The following is a 13353-nucleotide window of genomic DNA, read 5'->3' as shown; positions in this document are numbered from 1 at the left end:
GGACGCCCGACGCATCCGGGAGTATGGGTTTCTTCGACGACCTCGCCGCGCGCATCGAGGCGCGGGACACGATGGTCTGCGTCGGTCTCGACCCCGATACGGACCGCCTCCCCGACGACGTCCGCGACGCCGAGTTGCCGCGCTGGCAGTTCAACCGCCGCATCATCGACGCCACCCACGAGTACGCCGCCTGCTACAAGCCGAACGCCGCCTTCTACGAGGGCCCGGACGGGTGGCGCGCGCTCAACGAGACCATCGCGTACGCGCACGGGAAGGACGTTCCCGTCATCCTCGACGCGAAGCGCGGCGACATCGGGAACACCGCCCGCCAGTACGCGACGGCGCTCGACCGCGCGGACGCCATCACGGTCAACCCCTACATGGGTCGGGACAGCCTCCAACCGTTCCTCTCGCGCGAGGAGAAGGGCGTCTTCGTCCTCTGTCGCACCTCGAACCCCGGCGGGAAGGACTTCCAGAACCTCGAACTCGCCTCGTACGAGGAGTACCTCTACGAGCACGTCGCGCGCCGCATCGCGGAGTGGGACGAGCACGGGAACGTCGGCCTCGTCGTCGGCGCGACGCGCCCCGACGAACTCGAACGAGTACGCGAAATCGCGCCCGATCTCCCGTTCCTCGTGCCGGGCGTCGGCGCACAGGGCGGCGACGTCGAGGCCGCCGTCGAGCACGGCCGGACGGCCGACGGCGTCGGCGTCGTCAACTCCACGCGCGGCATCATCTTCGCGGGCGAGGACACCGAGCACTGGGACCGCGCCGCCGGCGAGGCCGCCAAGCGCCTGCGCGACCGCCTCAACGAGTACCGCTAACGCGGCCCCGTGAACCCGGGCCCCTCGTCGTCCCTAGTGACACCGCTCGACCGCCGCTGTTCCGCCGCGCACTCCGTGCAGACGCCGAGCTCCGCGTCGTAGTGCTCCCGGCACACGACGGCCCCACAGCGGTCGCACGCGGACCGCGCCTCGGCGGACTCACAGAGCTGGCAGAGACCGGTGACACTCATCGGTTTTCCGGAGAGCGCGCTGACACATCAATGCCCGGGTCGACCGCGTGGACGCCGCCGCTCCCCGCTCGTGGGCGAGACGGCGCTCCCGTCGAAAACGCCGCCGAGGGCGCCCCTCCGGACGTCTCGTGAGGCCTCCGGAGCCCTCACCCGAGGAAGGCTTTTGGTAGACGGTCCCTAACACAGTCCCATGAGCGTCGACCGGTCCGTCCTGCATCGCGCGCTCGAGCGCGGCGAGCAGGAGGGCGGCAACGTCGAGTTCAAGGAACGCCTCAGCCGCGACGTCCACCTCGCCGACGGGCGCCTCGAGAGCCTCGCCGCACAACTGCGCCACCGCGTCCTCTCGGGCGACGGCGAAGCCCAGTACGTCGTCGGCGTCACCGACGACGGCGGCATCGCCGGCGTCGACGCCGACGTCTTCTCCGAGACGCTTGACGTCCTCAGCCTCCTCGCCGAGGAAGCCGGCGCCCACATCGACGACGTCCAGACGTGGGGGACCGACGGCGAGGGACTGGTCGGCGTCGCCACCGTTCGGGACGGCGGCACGCTCACCGCCGACGACGACCACATCATCGTCGGCACCGCCGGCCACGTCGACCACGGCAAATCCACGCTCGTCGGCTCGCTCGTCACCGGCCGCGCCGACGACGGCGACGGCGACACCCGCGGCTTCCTCGACGTCCAGCCCCACGAGGTCGAACGCGGCCTCTCGGCCGACCTCTCCTACGGCGTCTACGGCTTCGACGGCGACGGCCCCGTCCGCGTCGAGAACCCACACCGCAAGCACGAGCGCGCCGCCGTCGTCGAGGAAGCCGACCGCGTCAACGAGGTCGAACGCGAGGTCGAACGCCTCCTCCGCACGACCGGGCGCGCCCCGCTCCCGGTCGCACGCCACGGCGTCGACGCCGCCGTCGAAGAGACCGACGACGCCGTCGTCCCGATCGTCCGCACCAGCGCCGTCGACGAGGCCGGCCTCGACGTCCTCGACGAACTCTTCGCGCGCCTCCCGAAGACCGCCGCCGCTGGTGGCGACTTCCGCCTCTACGTCGACCGCTCCTACAAGGTCACCGGGGTCGGCGCCGTCGCCTCCGGCACCATCGAGTCCGGCACCGTCGAAGCCGGCGACGAACTCCTCCTCGGCCCGTTCGGCGACGGCTCCTTCCGCGAGGTCGAAGTCCGCAGCATCGAGATGCACTACCACCGCGTCGACCGCGCCGAAGCCGGCCGCATCGTCGGCATCGCGCTCAAGGGCGTCCGCGAGAGCGAGGTCGAGCGCGGCATGGCGCTCCTCCCCCGCGACGCCGACCCGACGCCCGTCCGGGCCTTCGAGGCCGACGTCATGGTGCTCAACCACCCCACAAGGATCGACGCCGGCTACGAGCCCGTCGTCCACCTCGAAACTGCGAGCGAGGCCGCGCGATTCCACCCCGAGGGCGGCCAACTCCTCCCCGGCGACACCGGCACCGCTCGAATCGAGTTCAAGTTCCGGCCCTACGTCGTCGAGGAGGGCCAGCGCTTCGTCTTCCGCGAAGGCTCCAGCAAGGGCGTCGGTACCGTCACCGAGATCCTCGACTGAGCGCTACGCCCGCACGTAACCGCCGTCGCGCTCGGCCGCGAGCCCGAACAGCACCGCCCAGTCGAGCAACCGACCGACCGAGCCTTTCTCGCGCACGCGAGCGGGCACGCGCGACGCCACGTCCGCCGCCGGCAGGGGCGCGTCCGCGTCGAGCGCGGTCACGACCTCGCGCGCGCCGTGGACGTTCTCGAGGAACGCCTCGCCGAGCGCGTCGCGCTCGACGGGCGCGTCCGTCCGCGCGTACGTCCCGCCCGACTCGCGCGCGAGACCGAGCGCGCGCAGGAAGACGAGCCACTCCGCCGCCGTCTGTCGATCCGGGACCGTGACGTCGGCGTCCGCCCCGAGGACGAGCGCACAGCAGTCGGCGCCCGCGTCGGGCTCCCGGGGAAGGGCCGCCCGGAGAGCCGCGAGCGCGGAGAGCGCGTCCGGAGCCGGCGGAACGGCCGTCCACCTCACACGCCGAACGACTCCGCGAGCACCGCCTCGTCGGTCTCACCGAGCGCGTACGTCGGGCCGCCCACGACGTTTACGGTTACTGACGCCGGGCCGAAGACGCCCGCCGCCACCTCGGAGAAGTCCCACTCGACGTCGTCGAAGACGCCGCCGAGCGGCCGGCCGTGCTCCTCGCCCGCCGTCGACGGCACCGCCTCGAACGCCTCCGCGTCGTCCTCCGCGACCGTGAGGGAGACCTCGCCGCCGTACGCGAGCGCGTCCATCTGGCGCGCGATAGCCGTCTCCTCCTCGCCGGCGACCGGCGCGACCGGCGCGCGAGAGGTCGCCGACAGCACCGACTGAGGATCGTAGCCCGCCTCGAAGAGCCGGAAGACGGCCATCTCCGCCGCACGCGCCGCCGCCGAGACGCTCCCCGCAATCGAGCCCGCCGCATAGACCGGGAGGTAGACGCCCTCCGTGTTCACCTCCGCGCGCTCGGCGACCACCTGTGCGACGCGCTCGTCCGGGAGGACGTCGGACTCCAGCGTGAGCGCCGTCAGGTCGAAGGCGTCCGTGTAGCCGAGTTCGCGGAACTCCGCCTCCTCGGCGACGAGCGCGCGCGCCGGCCCCGAGCCCAGCCCCTCGAAGCCGTCGACGGAGACCTCCCAGCCCGCCTTCTGCGAGCAGAGCAACGCGAGGTCCGGCCGGTCGCACGCCAACTCGACGAACGTGAACGGCGCGTCCGCGACCGTGTCCATCCCGGTCTGGACCGTCGCCAGCCCCGCCGTCTGTAGCTCCGCGAGCAGGAGCCCCGCCTCGATACCCCCGGTGTGCTCCACGCCGAAGTCCAGTACCGTCGCGCCGTTCTCCAGGTCGAACGCGCCGATGTCGAGTTCCCCCGCGAACTCGAGGGCCTCGTCCGCGAGCTCGACCGCCATCCGATTGATGCTCTCCATACCGACGGATTCGGCCGTCTCTCGGTAAAGGGTTTGCAGTTCCGTCCTTTCCAGCGAGTCGGAGTCGAGCACAGGAACCGGCCGCTCTCGCATTGATCGCTCTCGGCAGCCCCCCGCGACGGTCTCAGTCTCGCTGTCGCTCGGCGGGCCGGCCGAGCTCGTGCTCGACGCGCTCGACCTTCTCGCGCGCCGACGACGTGGACGTCCGCTTGTCGTCGATCTTCAGGAACGTGCTCACCCGGTCGCCCGGCACGGCGTTGTGCGCCGCACCGACGGCGTCGAGGAGCGTATCGACGTCCCCGGCCTCGATGACGGTCCCCATCGGGTTCGTCTCGTAGGACACCTCGAAGTCGTCGAGCGCCTCGACGGCGCGCGCGACGTCCTCGGCCATGCTTCCCTCGCGAACCGGTGCGACGCTCAGAAGTGCGACGACGGTCATGCACGAGTCCAGCGCGCCCGCCCGCATAGCAGTACCGACTACGCGCGTACGCGCGAGAAGAACTACGCCTCTTTCCCTGGACCCGGATATCGGACCAACCACGAACGACGGCGCCGTCGCTCGAAGAGGCGTAATGAACGAGAGGATGGAAGTGCACTAGCTGGGATTTGAACCCAGGTTGTGACCATGGCAAGGTCACGTGATACCGCTACACTACTAGTGCGCGTCTGCATCCTATCGAAGTGGCCGGGTATAAAAAAGACTTTCGAACCGGAGTCGCGCCCTCGGCCGGTTCCCACGGTCCGGAGTGACACGCGAACGACGCCGAGAGAGCCGTGAGAGCGCTTCACGGGGGCGTGAACGAAACAACACCCTTTTTACCGCGCCGTCGGTAGAACGTCTACAGTCTCGTGACGAGACGTGGACGCGACTAAGGCATGACACGCACCGTACTCGTGCCGTCGTCCATCTGCCGGGAAGCCGAGGACAAACGCGAGGCAACTCGCAAACTCGGCTACGTGGCCCGCGCGGCCGCGATATACCGGGCCGACCGCCTCGTGGTCTTTCCGGACCGCGACGGCGAGCGGCGATGGGGCGTCGGGTTCGTCGAAACGGTGTTGCGGTACGCCGCGACGCCACCGTACCTCCGAAAGGAGGCCTTCGACACCCGCGACGAACTGGAGTACGCCGGTGTCCTGCCTCCGCTCCGCCTCTCGTCATGGACCGGCTCCGAATCGAGCGGTTCGGGGTCGAATCGAGAAGGGATCGTGACCCAGGTCGGACCTGAAGGGCGCGTTCGGGTCAATTGCGGAATGCAACACCCGGTCTCTCTCCACCTCCCCGGCGATATGGAGGTCTCGGAGGGGGAACGCGTGACCATCAGGATATCTTCGCGACGACCGCTTCGGGCGAAGATCACCGAGGACGCCCCACCGGGCTTCCAGGTCTTCACCCGAGCAATCGGGGACGAACTCGACCGTCCGGACGCCGGGTTCCGGGTCGCCACCTCACGTTTCGGGGTGCCAGTCGGCACCGCGAACGTGGGCGACCTCGCCCAGCGCGTCCACGAGGACGGACTGACCGTGGCGTTCGGCTCGCCCGAACGCGGGCTTCCGCCTATGCTCGGCCTCGACGCCGAGACGGTCAGCGAGTTCGACCCCGCGACATCCACCGGCGCTCCCGGGGGGTTCGACGTCTGGCTCAACACCATCCCGAACCAGGGTAGCGGGGTTGTGCGAACTGAAGAAGCGATGTTCGCCTCCCTCGCGTGCCTGACGCTCACGGAGTGATACGATGCCACAACCAAACCGACCACGCAAAGGCTCTCTGGGGTTCGGACCCCGCAAGCGCGCGACGAGTGAAGTCCCGCGCTTCAACAGCTGGCCCGACGACGACGGCCAGCCGGGACTCCAGGGTTTCGCCGGGTACAAGGCAGGCATGACTCACGTCGTGATGGTGGACGACAAGTCCAACTCCCCCACCGAGGGCATGGAGCAGTCCGTCCCCGTCACCGTCGTCGAAACACCCCCGATGCGCGCCGCCGCAGTGCGGGCGTACGAGGACACCCCGTACGGCAAGAAGCCGATCACGGAAGTCTGGTCCGAGGACCTCGACGCGGACCTCGACCGGACCCTCGACGTCCCCGCTGAGGCCGCGCGCGGTGACTACGGCGCCATCGAGGAGCTCGTGGCGAACGGTGAGGTGGACGACCTCCGCGTCGTCACCCACACCGCTCCCGCGAGCCTCAGCGGCGTCCCGAAGAAGAAGCCCGACGTCATGGAGACGCGCGTCGGCGGCGGCTCGCTCGACGAGCGCGCCGACTTCGCGCTCGAACTCCTCGCCGACGGTGGCGAGCACGAGTTCGGCGACGTCTTCCGCGCCGGCGAGTTCCTCGACGCCTCCGGCGTCACCAAGGGCAAGGGCACCCAGGGCCCGGTCAAGCGCTGGGGCGTCCAGAAGCGCAAGGGCAAGCACAAGCGCCAGGGCTGGGTTCGCCGCATCGGCAACCTCGGCCCGTGGAACCCGAGCCGCGTTCGCTCGACCGTTCCCCAGCAGGGCCAGACCGGCTACCACCAGCGCACCGAACTCAACAAGCGCCTCGTCGACTTCGGCGAGGGCGAGGACGTCGACGCCGAGGGTGGCTTCCCGAACTACGGCGAAGTCTCCGGCCAGTACGCCCTCATCAAGGGCTCGCTGCCCGGCCCCGAGAAGCGCCTCCTGCGCTTCCGGCCGGCCATCCGCCCGAACGAATCGCCGCGCCTCGATCCCGAGGTGCGCTACGTGAGTACCGCGTCGAACCAGGGCTAAATCATGCAGGCAACAGTCCGTGGCCTCGACGGCGACGACTCCGGCTCGACTGACCTCCCGGAGGTCTTCGAGACGGAGTACCGCCCCGACCTCATCCGTCGGGCGGTCCTCGCCGCTCAGGCCAACCGAAAACAGAAGTACGGCGCTGACGAGTACGCGGGTCTGCGCACCCCCGCCGAATCCATGGGTAGCGGCCGCGGCATGGCCCACGTCCCCCGCACGAACGGACGTGGCGCCCGCGTGCCTCAGACCGTGGGCGGTCGGAAGGCGCACCCGCCGAAAGCAGAGAAAGACCAGGGGCAGACGGTCAACAAGAAGGAGCGCAAGCTCGCCGTCCGGTCCGCCATCGCGGCGACCACTGACCCCGAGCTCGTCGACGAGCGCGGCCACGAGTTCGACGACGACCTCGAACTCCCGCTCGTCGTCTCCGACGACTTCGCGGACCTCGTGAAGACGAAGGAGGTCGTCTCCTTCCTCAAGGCCGTCGGCGCGCACGCCGACGTCGAGCGCGCGGACGACGGCAAGACCGTCCGCGCCGGACAGGGCAAGCTCCGCGGCCGCAAGTACCGCGAGCCCACGTCCGTCCTCTTCGTCACTTCCAGCGAGACCGGTCCGTCGAAGGCCGCCCGCAACCTCGCGGGCGTCGATGTCGCGACCGCCGCCGAAGTGAACGCGGAGGACCTCGCGCCCGGCACGCACGCCGGTCGACTCACCGTCTGGACCGAGAGCGCACTCGATGAGGTGGCCGAGCGATGAGCGTCATCGAGTACCCGCTCGTCACCGAGAAGGCGATGAACGACATGGACTTCGGTAACAAGCTCCAGTTCGTCGTCGACATCGACGCGACGAAGACCGACGTCCGCGAGGAAGTCGCCTCGCAGTACGACGTCACCGTCGAGTCCGTGAACACGCAGGTGACGATGGACGGCACGAAGAAAGCCATCGTCGCGCTCTCCGAGGAGGACGACGCCCAAGACGTCGCCTCCCGCATCGGGGTGTTCTGAACATGGGACGCAGGATTCAAGGACAGCGACGCGGTCGCGGGACCAGTACGTTCCGCGCCCCCTCGCACCGATACAAGGCGGAACTGTCACACAAGAAGCCCGAGGGCGACGTTCTCTCCGGCGAGGTCATCGACATCGAGCACGACCCCGCACGGAGCGCTCCCGTCGCGCGCGTCGAGTTCGACGACGGCGACCAGCGCCTCGTCCTCGCCGCCGAGGGCGTCGGCGTCGGCGACACGCTCGAGGTCGGCATCTCGGCGTCCGTCGAGCCCGGCAACACGCTCCCGCTCGCGGAGATCCCGGAAGGGGTCCCCGTCAGCAACGTCGAGCGCCAGCCCGGCGACGGCGGCGTGTTCGCTCGCGCCTCCGGCGTGAACGCGGACCTCATCACGCACGAGCGCGACGCCGCGGTCGTGCAGCTCCCGAGCGGTGAGGTCAAGCGCCTCTCGCCGGACTGCCGCGCCACCGTCGGCGTCGTCGCCGGTGGCGGCCGCACCGAGAAGCCCTTCGTGAAGGCCGGCAACAAGCACCACAAGATGAAGGCGCGTGGCACGAAGTGGCCGCGCGTCCGTGGTGTCGCGATGAACGCCGTCGACCACCCCTTCGGTGGCGGTGGCCGCCAGCACCCCGGTCGCCCGAAGAGTGTCTCGAAGAACGCGCCGCCCGGACGGAAGGTCGGGGACATCGGCTCCCGACGCACCGGTCGCGGAGGCAACAAGTAACCCATGAGTACGGAATACCGAACCGGCCGCGAGGGTGAGTTCACCTACCGCGGCTACGACCTCGACGAACTCCAGGAAATGGACCTGGAGGACGTCGCGGAACTGCTCCCCGCTCGACAGCGGCGAACCATCACCCGTGGGCTCTCCGAGGAGCACCAGAAGGTCCTCGAGAAGGCGCGCGAGCGCGACGCCGAGGAAACGGCGAACAACCCGATCCGCACGCACCTGCGCGACATGCCGGTGCTTCCCGAGTTCGTCGGCCTGACCTTCGCCGTCTACGACGGCCAGGAGTTCGGGCGCGTCGAAGTGCAGCCGGAGATGATCGGCCACTACCTCGGCGAGTTCGAGCTGACGCGTAGCTCGGTCGAACACGGGCAGGCGGGTATCGGCGCGACCCGCTCCTCGAAGTTCGTGCCGCTCAAGTAAACCATGGGAATCAGTTACAGCGTCGACGCCGACCCGGAGACCACCGCGAAGGGGATGCTCCGCGAGCGGCCGATCAGCCTGAAGCACAGCAAGGCCATCGCCCGCGAGATCAAGGGCGAGACGGTCGCGGACGCCGAGGAGTACCTCGAAGCGGTTCTGAACGAGGAGCGCTCGGTGCCGTTCAAACAGCACAACACGGGCGTCGGTCACCGCTCGGACATCGACGGCTGGGACGCCGGTCGCTACCCCGAGAAGGCGACGAAGGACTTCCAGAAGCTCCTGACGAACGTCTCGAACAACGCCGAACAGCAGGGCTTCGAGCCCGAGAGCATGGTCATCGCGCACGTCGCCGCCCACAAGGTCGGCGAATCCCAGGGCCGCAAGCCCCGCGCGATGGGCCGTGCGACCGCGTGGAACACCCCGCAGGTGGACGTCGAACTCATCATCGAGGAGGAAGAATAACATGGCAGACGAACTCGAATTCATCGAGGAGGGGCTTCAGCGCTCCCAGATCGACGAGTTCTTCTCGGAGGAACTCGCCCGAGCCGGCTACGGCGGCATGGACGTCGCACACACGCCGATGGGCACCCAGATCGTCCTGAAGGCCGAGAAGCCCGGGATGGTCATCGGGAAGGGCGGGAAGAACATCCGGAAGATCACGACGCAGCTCGAGGAGCGCTTCGACCTGGACGACCCGCAGATCGACGTCCAGGAAGTCGAGGAGCCCGACCTGAACGCACAGATCGTCGCGGACCGACTCGCGAACGCGCTCGAACGCGGCTGGTACTTCCGCAAGGCCGGTCACACGACCATCGACCGCATCATGGACGCCGGCGCCCTCGGCGCCGAGATCGTCCTCAGCGGGAAGGTCACCGGCAACCGTGGCCGCGTCGAGAAGTTCAACCGCGGCTACATCAAGCACAACGGCGAGCCCGCCGAGGAGATCGTCGACCACGGTCAGGGTGTCGCGGTCATGAAGCTCGGCACCATCGGCGTGAACGTCAAGATCATCCCGCCGGGCGCGGAACTGCCCGACGACTTCGAGATCGACGAGGACGCCGACATCGAGGACCTCATCGTCGAAGAGGAGGACCTCGAAGGCGAAGGCGTCGAGGAACTCCTCGAAGGCGAACCCGAGGAGAGCGAACTCGGCGGCCCCGAGGGCGAAGCCCCGGGTGAGGACGCCCTCACCGAGGCCGACGACGACGCCGCCGAGGAGGAGATCCTCGAAGAGGCAGTCGAGTCCGAGGAAGGCGCGAGCTCCACGTCGCCGCCCGACTCCGAGGAGTCCGTCGAGGAGGCCCTCGACGAGCTCGAGGAGGAGGTCGTCGACACCGACGAGTTCGACGAGGTCGACGCCGACATCGAAGAGGAAGCCGACGAGCTCCTCGAGGAGATGGAGGAAGCCGACGAGTCCGAGTCCGACGACGAGGAGGGTGAGGAATAATGGCGATCCTCTACACTCAGGAGATCCGCGACATGACGCCCGCAGAGCGTGAGGCCGAACTCGAAGAGCTCGAGACCGAGCTCCTCAACGAGAAGGCCGTCAAGGCGGCCGGCGGGGCACCCGAGAACCCGGGCCGCATCGGCGAACTGCGCCGCACGGTCGCACGCATCAAGACGATTCAGCGAGAAGAGGGCGACCTCGAGGAGTAACCGGAATGGCGCTGACACCCGAGACGCTCCCACGACACGAACTCGTCGGCCTGCACGTGCGGGTCGTCGAGTCAGCTGACCCCTCACAGGTCGGTATAGCGGGTCGCGTCGTCTCTGAGACGACGAACACCATCGTGGTTGACACTGTCTCGGGAAGCAAGCGCGTTCCGAAAGCGGGAAGAACGTTCGAGTTCCGACTGATAGATGAAGCCGCGGCCGACCGCAAGGCGGCCGGGACCGCGTCCGAACCCGACTCGTGCGGCGGCACGTCGGGCGAGGACGCGGCCTACGTTACGGTGGATGGCGATATACTGCTCTCACGACCCGCATTACGCTCCGAAAACGGAGTCGAATCACAATGGCGATAGGACTGAACGTAGACGAGCCCGAAGGCGACTGCGGCGACGATGACTGCCCGTTCCACGGGAGTCTGTCCACTCGAGGACAGGTCATCGAAGGCGAAGTCGCTTCTACGGCCATGGAAAAGACCGTCGTCGTCGAACGCGAATACGACGTATTCGTCCCGAAGTACGACCGCTATATGAAGCGGCGTTCTCGGGTTCCGGCACACGCGCCGGAGTGCTTCGACATCGCAGAAGGCGACACGGTTCGCATCGCAGAGACACGACCGCTCTCGAAGACCAAATCCCACGTGGTCGTCGAGCTCACGGAGGGTGAGAACTGATGGAGGCTATCAAAGCAGACATCACGCCCGGACTCGAGAAGGGTTCCCTCATCACGTGTGCCGACAACACCGGCGCGCGCGAGCTCAAGGTCACGTCCGTCTCCGGCTATCAGGGGACGCACAACCGACACCCGAAGGCGGGCGTCGGTGACAAGATCACCGTCTCGGTGACCAAGGGGACGCCCGAGATGCGCCGACAGGTGCTGGAGGCCGTCGTGGTCCGCCAGCGGAAGCCCATTCGGCGCCCCGACGGCACGCGCGTGAAGTTCGAGGACAACGCCGCAGTCATCATCGATGACCTCGGCGAGCCTCGCGGGACCGAAATCAAGGGTCCCATCACGCGAGAGGTCGCGGAGCGGTACGGCAGCATCGCGAGCACCGCGACGATGATCGTATAACATGAGCGAACAACCACACAAACAGCGCACCCGCACGGAGAACGCACCGCTGCACAAGCGGCAGAAGCAGGTTCGTGCCCACCTCGCGGAGGACCTCCGCGAGGAGTACGACCAGCGCCGCGTCCGCGTGAACGCGGGCGACACGGTCGAGGTCATGCGCGGCGACGACGCCGGCGAAGAGGCGGAGGTCACCGACGTCGACCTCTCCGACGCCGCCGTCTACGTCGACGGTGTGACCGTCGAGGCCGCTGACGGCGAGGAGGTCCCCCGGGCGCTCGACGCCTCGAACCTCCGCGTCACCGAGCTCGACCTCTCCGACGACGTGCGCGAAACCCGACTGGAGGGTGACAACGAATGAGCAACCACCAGAAACGACTCTCCGTTCCGAAGTCGTGGCCGGTCGAGCGGAAGACCGCCACGTTCACGGCGAAGGCTGGTGCCGGCCCGCACGGTGAGGCCGGCGTCCCGCTCGTCGTCGTGCTCCGGGACGTCCTCGAGTACGTCGACACCACGAAGGAAGCGAAGTACGCCGCCCACCACGACGGCGTCCTCGTCAACGGCGACACCGTCCGCGACGTGACGCTCCCCATCGGGATGTTCGACATCCTCGGGTTCCCCGAGCGCGAAGAGTACTACCGCGTCTTCCCCGACGAGGGGGGACGCCTCGCCCTGACCGAGATCCCGGCCGCCGACGCGGACGGCAAGCTCGCGAAGGTCGTCGACAAGACGCTCGTCTCCGGCGGCGACGTGCAGCTCAACCTGCACAACGGCCACAACATCGTCGTCGAGGAGGACGAGTACAACGGCAACGACAGCATCGTCGTCGACCTCGAGAACGACGACGTGCTCGCGCACTTCCCGTACGAGGAGGGCGCGCTCGTCACCGCCGTCTCCGGCCAGCACGCCGGCGAGGTCGGTGAGGTCACGGACATCACCGTCTCGCCCGGCAGCGCCGACAACACGGTCACGGTCGAGACCGACGACGGCGCCTTCGAGACCGTCGAGAACTACGTCTTCGTCATCGACGAGCAGTTCGTCGGCGACGAGGAGGGTGATGACGAATGAGCGAGGCCGAGTTCCACGAGATGCGCGAGCCCACCATCGAGAAGGTCGTCGTCCACATGGGCGTCGGTCAGGGTGGCCGCGAACTCCAGAACGCCGAGGAGATCCTCGAGGCGATCACCGGACAGGAGTCCGTCCGCACGACCGCGAAGCGGACGGAGCCCGAGTTCGGGATCCGTCAGGGTGACCCGATCGGTGCGAAGGTCACGCTCCGTCACGAGGCCGCTCGGGACTTCCTCGAGCGCGCCCTCGACGCCGTCTCCCTCAGCCGTAATCAGTTCGACCAGACCGGGAACGTGAGCTTCGGTATCGAAGAGCACACGGACTTCCCGAGTCAGGAGTACGACCCGAACATCGGGATCTTCGGGCTGGACGTCACGGTCAACCTCGTCCGCCCCGGCTACCGCGTCACCAAGCGTGACAAGCGGAGCCAGCAGATCCCCTCGAACCATCGCCTCAACGCTGACGACGCCGTCTCGTTCCTCGAGGCGAACTTCGACGTGGAGGTCACGCAATGAGCGAAGCAGAGCACGAGCACGAAGAGACTGGCCAGACCCACGAGTGTCGACGCTGTGGCCGCAGTCAGGGCCTCGTCGGCAAGTACGACGTGTGGCTGTGTCGCCAGTGCTTCCGAGAGATCGCCCGACCGATGGGCTTCAAGAAGTACAGCTAAAC

The 13353-nt window shown here is 68.3% G+C and carries 22 protein-coding genes and 1 tRNA gene; 18 read left to right on the top strand and 5 right to left on the bottom strand.

Features of this window, described 5'->3' with window-relative positions:
• Positions 1 to 23 precede the first annotated feature (23 nt).
• Positions 24 to 824 carry an orotidine-5'-phosphate decarboxylase gene (gene pyrF, locus IEY12_RS03855; protein WP_188879116.1) on the top strand — a complete coding sequence of 267 codons (801 nt, stop codon included), beginning with the start codon at positions 24 to 26 and terminating at the stop codon, positions 822 to 824.
• Here pyrF and IEY12_RS03850 read toward each other — a convergent pair.
• Positions 821 to 1015: a hypothetical protein gene (locus tag IEY12_RS03850; RefSeq protein ID WP_188879113.1), complete on the bottom strand. Its 195-nt coding sequence runs from the start codon at positions 1013 to 1015 to the stop codon at positions 821 to 823. The genes pyrF and IEY12_RS03850 overlap by 4 nt on opposite strands.
• Before the next feature lie 190 nt (positions 1016 to 1205).
• On the opposite strand from IEY12_RS03850, the gene IEY12_RS03845 reads away from it, so the two are divergent.
• On the top strand, positions 1206 to 2591 hold the full coding sequence (locus tag IEY12_RS03845) for a GTPBP1 family GTP-binding protein (RefSeq protein ID WP_188879111.1): 1386 nt from the start codon (positions 1206 to 1208) through the stop codon (positions 2589 to 2591).
• Between the two features lie 3 nt (positions 2592 to 2594).
• On the opposite strand, the gene IEY12_RS03840 is transcribed toward IEY12_RS03845, so the two are convergent.
• From IEY12_RS03840 to IEY12_RS03825, 4 genes are all read right to left on the bottom strand, one after another.
• Complete coding sequence (locus tag IEY12_RS03840) at positions 2595 to 3047, bottom strand: double winged helix-containing putative transcriptional regulator (RefSeq protein ID WP_188879106.1); 453 nt, start codon at positions 3045 to 3047, stop codon at positions 2595 to 2597.
• Complete coding sequence (mch, locus tag IEY12_RS03835) at positions 3044 to 3979, bottom strand: methenyltetrahydromethanopterin cyclohydrolase (RefSeq protein ID WP_188879104.1); 936 nt, start codon at positions 3977 to 3979, stop codon at positions 3044 to 3046. Before mch ends, IEY12_RS03840 begins: the two co-directional genes overlap by 4 nt.
• Positions 3980 to 4103: 124 nt before the next feature.
• Positions 4104 to 4418: an MTH1187 family thiamine-binding protein gene (locus IEY12_RS03830; protein ID WP_188879100.1), complete on the bottom strand. Its 315-nt coding sequence runs from the start codon at positions 4416 to 4418 to the stop codon at positions 4104 to 4106.
• A 152-nt stretch (positions 4419 to 4570) separates the two neighbouring features.
• Positions 4571 to 4641, bottom strand: a tRNA-Gly gene (locus IEY12_RS03825).
• A gap of 214 nt (positions 4642 to 4855) precedes the next feature.
• On the opposite strand from IEY12_RS03825, the gene IEY12_RS03820 reads away from it, so the two are divergent.
• Genes IEY12_RS03820 through IEY12_RS03745 form a run of 16 tightly spaced genes read left to right on the top strand, consistent with a single transcriptional unit; the run spans position 4856 to position 13351 of the window.
• Positions 4856 to 5707, top strand: coding sequence for a putative RNA uridine N3 methyltransferase (locus IEY12_RS03820; protein WP_188879098.1), 852 nt, complete (start codon positions 4856 to 4858; stop codon positions 5705 to 5707).
• Positions 5708 to 5711: 4 nt separating this feature from the next.
• Positions 5712 to 6725 (top strand): 50S ribosomal protein L3, encoded by a 1014-nt coding sequence (locus tag IEY12_RS03815; RefSeq protein ID WP_188879096.1) that lies wholly within the window; start codon positions 5712 to 5714, stop codon positions 6723 to 6725.
• Positions 6726 to 6728: 3 nt separating this feature from the next.
• On the top strand, positions 6729 to 7481 hold the full coding sequence (gene rpl4p / locus IEY12_RS03810) for a 50S ribosomal protein L4 (RefSeq protein ID WP_188879094.1): 753 nt from the start codon (positions 6729 to 6731) through the stop codon (positions 7479 to 7481).
• Positions 7478 to 7729, top strand: a complete 252-nt coding sequence (locus IEY12_RS03805) for a 50S ribosomal protein L23 (protein WP_123075444.1) — start codon at positions 7478 to 7480, stop codon at positions 7727 to 7729. The genes rpl4p and IEY12_RS03805 overlap by 4 nt, the downstream gene beginning before the upstream one ends.
• Positions 7730 to 7731: 2 nt before the next feature.
• Positions 7732 to 8451, top strand: coding sequence for a 50S ribosomal protein L2 (locus IEY12_RS03800; protein ID WP_123075446.1), 720 nt, complete (start codon positions 7732 to 7734; stop codon positions 8449 to 8451).
• A gap of 3 nt (positions 8452 to 8454) precedes the next feature.
• Positions 8455 to 8877 (top strand): 30S ribosomal protein S19, encoded by a 423-nt coding sequence (locus tag IEY12_RS03795; RefSeq protein WP_123075448.1) that lies wholly within the window; start codon positions 8455 to 8457, stop codon positions 8875 to 8877.
• 3 nt (positions 8878 to 8880) lie between these two features.
• Positions 8881 to 9339, top strand: coding sequence for a 50S ribosomal protein L22 (locus IEY12_RS03790; protein ID WP_123075450.1), 459 nt, complete (start codon positions 8881 to 8883; stop codon positions 9337 to 9339).
• A gap of 1 nt (position 9340) precedes the next feature.
• Positions 9341 to 10324, top strand: coding sequence for a 30S ribosomal protein S3 (locus tag IEY12_RS03785; protein WP_188879089.1), 984 nt, complete (start codon positions 9341 to 9343; stop codon positions 10322 to 10324).
• Positions 10324 to 10533 (top strand): 50S ribosomal protein L29, encoded by a 210-nt coding sequence (gene rpmC / locus IEY12_RS03780; RefSeq protein ID WP_123075454.1) that lies wholly within the window; start codon positions 10324 to 10326, stop codon positions 10531 to 10533. The genes IEY12_RS03785 and rpmC overlap by 1 nt, the downstream gene beginning before the upstream one ends.
• Before the next feature lie 5 nt (positions 10534 to 10538).
• Positions 10539 to 10901 carry a ribonuclease P protein component 1 gene (locus IEY12_RS03775; protein ID WP_188879086.1) on the top strand — a complete coding sequence of 121 codons (363 nt, stop codon included), beginning with the start codon at positions 10539 to 10541 and terminating at the stop codon, positions 10899 to 10901.
• Positions 10892 to 11218, top strand: coding sequence for a 30S ribosomal protein S17 (locus tag IEY12_RS03770; RefSeq protein ID WP_123075458.1), 327 nt, complete (start codon positions 10892 to 10894; stop codon positions 11216 to 11218). The genes IEY12_RS03775 and IEY12_RS03770 overlap by 10 nt, the downstream gene beginning before the upstream one ends.
• Entirely contained in the window at positions 11218 to 11616 is a 399-nt protein-coding gene (locus tag IEY12_RS03765; RefSeq protein ID WP_188879084.1) for a 50S ribosomal protein L14, read from the top strand. Before IEY12_RS03770 ends, IEY12_RS03765 begins: the two co-directional genes overlap by 1 nt.
• A gap of 1 nt (position 11617) precedes the next feature.
• Positions 11618 to 11974 (top strand): 50S ribosomal protein L24, encoded by a 357-nt coding sequence (gene rplX, locus IEY12_RS03760; RefSeq protein WP_188879071.1) that lies wholly within the window; start codon positions 11618 to 11620, stop codon positions 11972 to 11974.
• Complete coding sequence (locus IEY12_RS03755; RefSeq protein WP_188879069.1) at positions 11971 to 12681, top strand: 30S ribosomal protein S4e; 711 nt, start codon at positions 11971 to 11973, stop codon at positions 12679 to 12681. Before rplX ends, IEY12_RS03755 begins: the two co-directional genes overlap by 4 nt.
• Positions 12678 to 13196, top strand: a complete 519-nt coding sequence (locus IEY12_RS03750; protein WP_188879066.1) for a 50S ribosomal protein L5 — start codon at positions 12678 to 12680, stop codon at positions 13194 to 13196. Before IEY12_RS03755 ends, IEY12_RS03750 begins: the two co-directional genes overlap by 4 nt.
• On the top strand, positions 13193 to 13351 hold the full coding sequence (locus IEY12_RS03745; RefSeq protein WP_123075468.1) for a 30S ribosomal protein S14: 159 nt from the start codon (positions 13193 to 13195) through the stop codon (positions 13349 to 13351). The genes IEY12_RS03750 and IEY12_RS03745 overlap by 4 nt, the downstream gene beginning before the upstream one ends.
• The last annotated feature ends 2 nt before the right edge of the window (positions 13352 to 13353 follow it).

The organism is Halarchaeum grantii, assembly GCF_014647455.2.
GTDB lineage: Archaea > Halobacteriota > Halobacteria > Halobacteriales > Halobacteriaceae > Halarchaeum > Halarchaeum grantii.
This window is presented reverse-complemented; position numbering and strand designations above follow the sequence as displayed.

Excerpts from the sequence above, each read along its gene's own strand:
- IEY12_RS03795 (WP_123075448.1), top strand. The coding sequence starts at position 8,455 with ATGAGTACGGAATACCGAACCGGCCGCGAGGGTGAGTTCACCTACCGC.
- IEY12_RS03850 (WP_188879113.1), bottom strand. The coding sequence starts at position 1,015 with ATGAGTGTCACCGGTCTCTGCCAGCTCTGTGAGTCCGCCGAGGCGCGG.
- rpl4p (WP_188879094.1), top strand. The coding sequence starts at position 6,729 with ATGCAGGCAACAGTCCGTGGCCTCGACGGCGACGACTCCGGCTCGACT.
- IEY12_RS03765 (WP_188879084.1), top strand. The coding sequence starts at position 11,218 with ATGGAGGCTATCAAAGCAGACATCACGCCCGGACTCGAGAAGGGTTCC.
- rplX (WP_188879071.1), top strand. The coding sequence starts at position 11,618 with ATGAGCGAACAACCACACAAACAGCGCACCCGCACGGAGAACGCACCG.
- IEY12_RS03750 (WP_188879066.1), top strand. The coding sequence starts at position 12,678 with ATGAGCGAGGCCGAGTTCCACGAGATGCGCGAGCCCACCATCGAGAAG.
- IEY12_RS03805 (WP_123075444.1), top strand. The coding sequence starts at position 7,478 with ATGAGCGTCATCGAGTACCCGCTCGTCACCGAGAAGGCGATGAACGAC.
- IEY12_RS03845 (WP_188879111.1), top strand. The coding sequence starts at position 1,206 with ATGAGCGTCGACCGGTCCGTCCTGCATCGCGCGCTCGAGCGCGGCGAG.
- pyrF (WP_188879116.1), top strand. The coding sequence starts at position 24 with ATGGGTTTCTTCGACGACCTCGCCGCGCGCATCGAGGCGCGGGACACG.
- IEY12_RS03790 (WP_123075450.1), top strand. The coding sequence starts at position 8,881 with ATGGGAATCAGTTACAGCGTCGACGCCGACCCGGAGACCACCGCGAAG.
- IEY12_RS03755 (WP_188879069.1), top strand. The coding sequence starts at position 11,971 with ATGAGCAACCACCAGAAACGACTCTCCGTTCCGAAGTCGTGGCCGGTC.
- IEY12_RS03745 (WP_123075468.1), top strand. The coding sequence starts at position 13,193 with ATGAGCGAAGCAGAGCACGAGCACGAAGAGACTGGCCAGACCCACGAG.
- IEY12_RS03775 (WP_188879086.1), top strand. The coding sequence starts at position 10,539 with ATGGCGCTGACACCCGAGACGCTCCCACGACACGAACTCGTCGGCCTG.
- IEY12_RS03830 (WP_188879100.1), bottom strand. The coding sequence starts at position 4,418 with ATGACCGTCGTCGCACTTCTGAGCGTCGCACCGGTTCGCGAGGGAAGC.
- rpmC (WP_123075454.1), top strand. The coding sequence starts at position 10,324 with ATGGCGATCCTCTACACTCAGGAGATCCGCGACATGACGCCCGCAGAG.
- IEY12_RS03815 (WP_188879096.1), top strand. The coding sequence starts at position 5,712 with ATGCCACAACCAAACCGACCACGCAAAGGCTCTCTGGGGTTCGGACCC.
- IEY12_RS03820 (WP_188879098.1), top strand. The coding sequence starts at position 4,856 with ATGACACGCACCGTACTCGTGCCGTCGTCCATCTGCCGGGAAGCCGAG.
- IEY12_RS03785 (WP_188879089.1), top strand. The coding sequence starts at position 9,341 with ATGGCAGACGAACTCGAATTCATCGAGGAGGGGCTTCAGCGCTCCCAG.
- mch (WP_188879104.1), bottom strand. The coding sequence starts at position 3,979 with ATGGAGAGCATCAATCGGATGGCGGTCGAGCTCGCGGACGAGGCCCTC.
- IEY12_RS03770 (WP_123075458.1), top strand. The coding sequence starts at position 10,892 with ATGGCGATAGGACTGAACGTAGACGAGCCCGAAGGCGACTGCGGCGAC.
- IEY12_RS03800 (WP_123075446.1), top strand. The coding sequence starts at position 7,732 with ATGGGACGCAGGATTCAAGGACAGCGACGCGGTCGCGGGACCAGTACG.